Here is a 6,805-nt window from a genome sequence, read left to right as displayed (position 1 = left end):
GATTATAGTTGAGATTGCGCAGAAAGAGAGCTTTTTCATGGGGCAGGAGGTTGTAATGCGCCTCTTTTTAGCATCGCCGATTATCTTTGGGGTACTCGGTTTATGCGTGTTCGGGTCGCCTGCCCTGGTGGATTTAATCCAGCAGCGGCGTATGGTCCCGACTGAAAACTTTCGCAAGACATTCTTCGAGGGCGCGGGAGCCTATTCCGGGCCTTCGCTTAAGCGGCGCTATAAAGCCAAGAAAGAGGGGTGCTTCGGGTGCCCGATCCGATGCAAGAAGGTCGACTCATGCGGTAAAGCCCTCCCCGAATACGAGACCGCATCTCATTTCGGTGCATTAAACAGAAACAGCGACATTCACTCCATTGTTAAATCAAATGAACTCTGTAACCTGCTGGGGATGGATACTATCAGCATGGCATCAACGATAGCGGCTTATGGCGAGGCAACGAACCGGTATTTTAGTCCGGATGAGATAGTAGGGCTGGTTCGAAAGACCGCTGTGCGTGAGGGTGAGGGCGAAAAGCTTGCAGCCGGTTCTGCCAGGCTGTGCGAATCGCTTGGCGCCCCCGGGGTTTCAATGTCGGTCAAGGGGTTGGAGCTTCCCGCTTATGACCCGCGCGGAGCCTACGGTATGGCGCTCGCCTATGTTACAAGCAGCAGGGGCGGCTGTCACCTGCGTGCATACCCGATAGCCAACGAGATTCTTCGCAAACCCGTTGCGACGGACAGGTTCTCGTTTTCAGGGAAAGCCCGTGTTATAAAGATCGCAGAGGACACGAACGCCGTCGCCGATTCCCTTGAGACCTGCAAGTTCGCACTGCTTGCGGCCTCCCTTGAGGAATATGCGCAGATGCTGACCGGGGTAACCGGGATTGATTTCACGGGGCAGTCTCTTCTGAAAATCGGCGAGCGGATCGTTAGAGACGAACGATTCTATAATTGCAGCAACGGCTTTTCTTCCGGGGATGATATGCTACCCGAGCGCTTTTTTATCGAACCCGGGTCGTCGGGCGACGGCATAGATATCCGCCCTATAGACAAAGCCAGGTTCATTGAAGAGTTGCAGAAATATTATAAAATGCGCGGGCTGAACGAAAACGGGTGTTTTGATTAGGCCCGCTCTATTAGAAAGAGAGTTTTTGAAGGATCAAATCGTAAAGTACACGAACAAGCTGATACAGGACAAAACAGCGATAGCCGATTCGATACGGTTTTATGCGCTCGATGATGAGGTAATCGCGTCGAGAGAGGATGAATGGAAACCGGTCTTCGAGTCGGTGCTGGCCGAGCTTAATGTGGTCGGCCTTTTGCTCGCGCGGCCCGTGCTGCCATTTGCCGATTACCTGATAGCAAAAGCCGCTGCTCAGGAGCGGCGTATTTATCCGCGGGATAGCGAGATAAAGACCTTCTTGCATGATATACCATTTATTAGAAAAGCCGAGATAGCCGACGACCTGCCTGGAAAGATCGCGGCGGTTCTTCGGGAGCGCAAGGGTTTGGTTATCGAGGGGGTAGGGTTTGTATCCTGCGGGACGGTAACGCTGGAGCAGGCGTATATCGTTTACTCGTCGATCTTCCATGCAACGTTTATCAAGTATCTTTACGACCTTCTCGAGACCGGGTTTACGGTGCCGGGCGAGCGCGAAGCGTTTTACGGTTTCTGGGAAGGCTGGCCGGTAGCTCCGGATACCAGCACGCTGCGCTTTCGGCAAGGGCCGCTGATGGAGCGTTTGGAAATCCTTGACGAGATTGCGGTCGTCGGGAGATATACGGTTGAAACGGGGCTCGTGGACTCGTTTTTCGGGAACATCAGTTGTTTTAGCGACGGTATAGTATATATCTCGCAGACCGGGGCATCGCTCGATGAACTCGACGGCTTTATCGACCCCGTTCCCATGGATAATTCGTCGACCTACGGAATAACGGCGTCATCCGAGTTGCCGGTGCATAGAAGAATCTACGAGACGACCGGTTACCGGACGGTATTGCACGGTCACCCGAAGTTCTCGGTTATTATCTCGATGCTCTGCGACAAGCGGGCGTCGTGCGACATCGCCGATTGCGGCAAGAATTGCCCCGAGACCAGGATGTTCGGCGGCATACCGATTGTAGCCGGGGAGATAGGGGCGGGCGGTGTTGCGAAAAATGCGCCGCCGGTGGTACGTGAGTTCGGTCGTGCTCTTGTTTATGGTCACGGGTCGTTTTGCGTCGGCAGCGATGATTTTAAAGAGGCATTCGCAGAACTGGCAAGGATGGAGGAGACCTGCCGTTTGGGGTACCTCAAACTACTTCAACAGAGATTAGATACCGTCTAATACCTTTTTCTTTTCGAGATGTACGATATCGTTAATCTGGTAATACAGCCATTTGACCGAATTATTCCTCTGGACGATCTCTCGTAACGTCGATGCGCGGGCGTGCTTTTCGTTATCGGCCATAGTAAGGGCGTCGTATATCGCGGTGGCCGTTCCCTCAATATCAAACGGGCTAACGATGAGACTCGCGTTCCCTAATTCTGAGGTCGCCCCGGCATTCTCAGAGAGTACAAGCACCCCGTCTTTGTTGTTTAAAACCGGTCCTTCCTTGGCTACAAGGTTCATGCCATCGTAAATGGGGTTGACCAGGAGGACGTCATAGCATTTTAGCGCCGCTATCGACTCGAGGTAATTATCCTCTAGTCGCAGGTGAATAGGGGTCCAGGTATCGGTTTTGTAGCGGTCGTTGATCTCCTTGACGGTAGCGATTATCGAGTCGCAATAGTCGTTGTATACTTTGATGTTCTCACGCGTGGGGTAAAGAAGTGCAAGGAACTTTATCTTCTCTTTCAGTTCCGGGTGCTTATTGAGGAGCCCCTCAAACGCCCGGAAACCCCTGACGATGTTTTTCGACGGGTCGCTCCTGTCCGTCCTTACTATTAAGCGTAACCCCTCGTTGTCACGCATGAACTTCTCTTCATACTCATGCACCTTGTCGCTTGCGCCCATCTTGACAAGGCTTTCATGGTCGATTGAAATCGGGTAGGTTTGCACGTAAACCACATGGTCGTGAAGGGTAACGGTTTTAGCTTTCCAGTCAACGTGACACTGAAGAAGCGTCTCGCAGCACAGCAGGAAGTTATCCGCGTAATGCCTTGACTGAAAGCCGACAACGTTGTTTGCAAGCATTCCCTCTAAAAGCTCGGTCCTCATACCCTCTGGGAGAATTCGCATGTAATCCGGCTCAGGCCAGGGGATATGTGTGAAGTGGAAGAGAAACGGTTCGTCCGTCAACTCCCTGATGTACCTCGCAGTAACAAAGAGGTGATAATCCTGGAGCATGATTATCGGGTTACGGTGCTTGCCGCTTTCTTCGACCGCCGCTTGCGCAAAGAGCTTATTCGCGGCCACATAGCCGTTATGCCAGGCATCGTGTATCTCTGCCGAAATCGACGGGTCGTCGGCGAGATTCCAGATATAGTGATGGATAAACCAGAGGAGCGGATTACTTATGATGTTATAGTACCGGTTATAGATGTCTTCGGGGATATCAACCAGCTTGATCAGGCAGGAAGAGCTATCGTCGGGAAGACAAACTGGCGCATCATCATGCGCCAGTGATCGTTCTATATCATTCATTGCGGCAGATATCCATGTAGCTTTGGCTTCTTTGCTGATCGCCGTCATGGCGGTAACAAGTCCGCCGCCACCCCTGCGGGTTTCAAGGTTACCGGCGGCGTCCTGCATGAACTCCACCGGTCCACGGTTAGATACTAGGATGATGGACCTGTCGGCAAGGAGCTTCTTTAAATCTGGAATCTTACGGTCTTCACCGTTGTTTTGCAAAAGGTCTCCTTAATTACTATAGTACAGCCAATGTTCATATTATTAACATGCCGTTCCTTTATTTTAAGGTTTTATTTGGCCGTCTGCAATTTTCCCAGTTAGTAAACCGATCCAGCTAAAGTCTGCGTCTAATAGACCGGTTCGTAGAGATAACTGAAAAGCTCCATATAATCCACAAGCTGCCGTGGGCTTAAGAAATTCTTCCGCACGTGCTCTTTCCCGAATACACCCATTTCATGCGCCATTTCAGGATTATTCAGCAACTGGATCAACTTTAAACCGCAATCCCTTGAGTTGTTCACAAGGTAGCCGTCTTTGCCGTTTATTACCTGTAGGGGAATTCCGCCTACGTCGCCGCCGATGACCGGACGCTCTTTCCACAATGCTTCGGCAACGACAAGACCAAACCCTTCGCGCGTTGATTTTTGGATAACGACCTGCGAAGCGCGCTGGAACGCGTTGACTTCGAGGTTGCCCACACCCTCGAGGTTGGAGAGCAGGTGAATATCCGGATCGTGGTCTGCGTGTCTCGATGTCTTCTCGTAGTAGTGCCAGCCCTCCGGGTCATCCGTCGCCATCGAGGCGATCATGAGGAGCTGCAGCCCCGGGATCTCTTCTTTTGCGATTCTGTACGAGTCGATTACGCCGAGCGGGTCTTTCCAGGGGTCGAACCTCGACACCTGTGTGACGATGGGCCTGTTCTTGTCTATCTTATACTTGTCGAGAATGCTCTCGATCGTATGCTCGTCGATGTCCATGTTTTTCGGACTAAGCGGATCTATGGTCGGAGGTACAATCGCGATTTTTGGGATATCGAAGCCCTCTTTGATGTACTGCGGCATAGTAAAGACTGCGGCATCGTAGAGTTCGAGGTACGGCTTTAAAAATTCCCATACACTCGGTCGGGCGGCCGTCAGGTCGATATGGCAGCGCCAGATCCACCTGCCGTTCTTTTTACCTTTCTCCGATAAATAGGAGATCATAGCCGCCGGTTGCGGGTCATGTACCATGATGACATCATAGTCACCGTTAAATAGGTTAGAGTTCTCCTCATTTTGTTTGAGATAGGTCTCGATCATCTCCGGGGTGGCCATGAGGTCCATTCCCTGAAGTGCGTTATGGAACAGTTTGGTAACGGTAAAGAAATCCTCACTGCCCGGGATGACCTGCCAATCGGCGTCTATCCCGACATCTTTCATAAGCGGTATGAGTGTGTATAATAGCTCGGCCACACCTCCGCCAAAAGCGGTCGAGCTAAGGTTCAGGATCTTGGCACCCTTCAGGTCTTTTCCTAGCTGCCGGGCTTGTTCAATAACCTCGGCGTCTACTATTCCCTCGTAATCTTTTAGCGATCTAGTGCCAACAGGTACTGACGTTAACATGGCATCAAACTCCTCGTGGTCTATTTATTCCCATCAAAAAAGGCTTGATAACAGCCCTCCAGAAATCCACATGTTACACCATTTTTCGTATTTTGCAATTGCCCCCGCGGATTTCCTTGAAAAATATGCTCAAGTCGAAAGGACCTTAAACGATAACTAGTAGTGATTATCGGTATCAACCTGAATCGTTTTAGCATTTATCACTTAGAACTTTTAGAACCTTAAGAACCTTAAGAACGAAAGACCAGCAACATATAGGTCAGCAATAGAAGAAGTAATAGAAAAACTAACTTTGGAAAGAGGGAAGCAGTAATGAAAATAGCTCAGATTGCACCAATTTGGTACGCGATACCCCCGAAAGGCTACGGCGGCATTGAATACGTCGTACACTGCATTACCGAAGGCCTTGTGCAAAAAGGACACGATGTGACGTTGTTCGCATCCGGCGATTCGATCACAAAGGCCAAGCTCATAAGCCCGTATAAGGTTGCGCCGAGCGAGAGAATCGGCCAGACGTATCCTGACCTTATCCATGTCATGCAGGCCTATCAGATGGCCGGCGAGTTCGATATAATCCACGACCACAGTGGGTTGATCGGTCCCGTAATAGGCTCGTTTACAAAGACGCCGGTTCTTCATACATTACATGGTCCGGCGACAGACGAGGCCAAGGATTTCTACGGGAAGATGAAAGACAGTATCTATTACAACGGCATCAGCGACTTCCAGAGGGAGAAATTCGGTGCCCTCAACTTTGTGGGAACGATTTATAACGGCATGGACCTTGACAAGTATGAGTATAACGATAAGAAGGAAGATTACATGTTCTTCCTTGGCAGGATGAATCCCGAGAAGGGCGCTCACGTGGCCGTCGAAGTCGCGAGGAAGACCGGTAAGAAGCTTATTATGGTGTCCAAGATGACCGAGCCGCACGAGAAGGCGTATTACGAGGCAAAAGTAAAGCCGCTGCTCGCTCCGAATATCGAGCTTATGGGCGAGGTAGACACCGAGACCAAGATAGAGATGTTTAAGAAAGCGAGCTGCTTCCTTTTCCCGATACAGTGGCCTGAGCCGTTTGGGCTGGTCATGACAGAGGCTTTGGCATGCGGAACACCGGTTCTCGCGATGAAAAACGGTTCGGTTCCTGAGATCATCGACCACGGCAAAACCGGTTTCATCTGTAATACAACCGATGAGATGGTCGAGGCCGTATCGAAAGTAGATACCATCGAGCCTATTGATTGCAGGCGCCATGTGGAAAAGCATTTTAGCACCAACAAAATGGTTGATTGCTACGTAAAAGCCTACATCAAGATCCTCGAGAGAGAGAACAGATATTACGAGCTGCCATCGGTAGCATAATTCAGGGTCAAGGGTCAAGGGTCCGGGGACCAGGGTCTAGGGTAAAGAGAAAATATAGATAAGTACATGATAAAAAAGTAGGGCGGAGCAAATCCCCGCCCTTTTCTTTGTGGCGCGCCCAGCTTAGCTGGGCCGCACTTGCGGGTGAAAGTCCCGTTCCGGTAACCACCAAGGGGCCGGATAGCTAATCCCGGTGCGTCGCAGTAATGCGGGGTGCTAAGCGGGAGGATAAAGTAC

General features: G+C 50.8%; 5 protein-coding genes. 3 read left to right on the top strand and 2 right to left on the bottom strand.

The features are described from left to right. On the top strand, positions 1–1,117 hold a 1,117-nt coding region (locus ACYC56_RS10885; RefSeq protein WP_461374203.1), incomplete at its 5' end, for an aldehyde ferredoxin oxidoreductase C-terminal domain-containing protein. 25 nt (positions 1,118–1,142) lie between these two features. Further along, on the top strand, positions 1,143–2,318 hold the full coding sequence (locus ACYC56_RS10880; protein WP_461374202.1) for a class II aldolase/adducin family protein: 1,176 nt from the start codon (positions 1,143–1,145) through the stop codon (positions 2,316–2,318). On the opposite strand, the gene ACYC56_RS10875 is transcribed toward ACYC56_RS10880, so the two are convergent. Both ACYC56_RS10875 and ACYC56_RS10870 read right to left on the bottom strand, forming a co-directional pair. Continuing rightward, positions 2,304–3,824 (bottom strand): alpha,alpha-trehalose-phosphate synthase (UDP-forming), encoded by a 1,521-nt coding sequence (locus tag ACYC56_RS10875; RefSeq protein ID WP_461374201.1) that lies wholly within the window; start codon positions 3,822–3,824, stop codon positions 2,304–2,306. The two genes, ACYC56_RS10880 and ACYC56_RS10875, sit on opposite strands and share 15 nt — an antisense overlap. Positions 3,825–3,952: 128 nt before the next feature. Then, a complete protein-coding gene (locus ACYC56_RS10870) occupies positions 3,953–5,206 on the bottom strand; it encodes a glycosyltransferase (RefSeq protein WP_461374200.1) in 1,254 nt (417 codons plus the stop codon). A 312-nt stretch (positions 5,207–5,518) separates the two neighbouring features. Here ACYC56_RS10870 and ACYC56_RS10865 point away from each other — a divergent pair, with 312 nt between their 5' ends. After that, positions 5,519–6,568 (top strand): glycosyltransferase family 4 protein, encoded by a 1,050-nt coding sequence (locus tag ACYC56_RS10865; RefSeq protein WP_461374199.1) that lies wholly within the window; start codon positions 5,519–5,521, stop codon positions 6,566–6,568. The last annotated feature ends 237 nt before the right edge of the window (positions 6,569–6,805 follow it).

The sequence above is a fragment of the Candidatus Aquicultor sp. genome (assembly GCF_054640775.1).
Note: the sequence above shows the minus strand (reverse complement) of the source record. Positions and strands in the feature narration are given on the sequence as shown.

Bases quoted from the DNA above. Each gene is read 5' to 3' on its own strand.
- ACYC56_RS10870 (WP_461374200.1), bottom strand. From the start codon at position 5,206: ATGTTAACGTCAGTACCTGTTGGCACTAGATCGCTAAAAGATTACGAG.
- ACYC56_RS10865 (WP_461374199.1), top strand. From the start codon at position 5,519: ATGAAAATAGCTCAGATTGCACCAATTTGGTACGCGATACCCCCGAAA.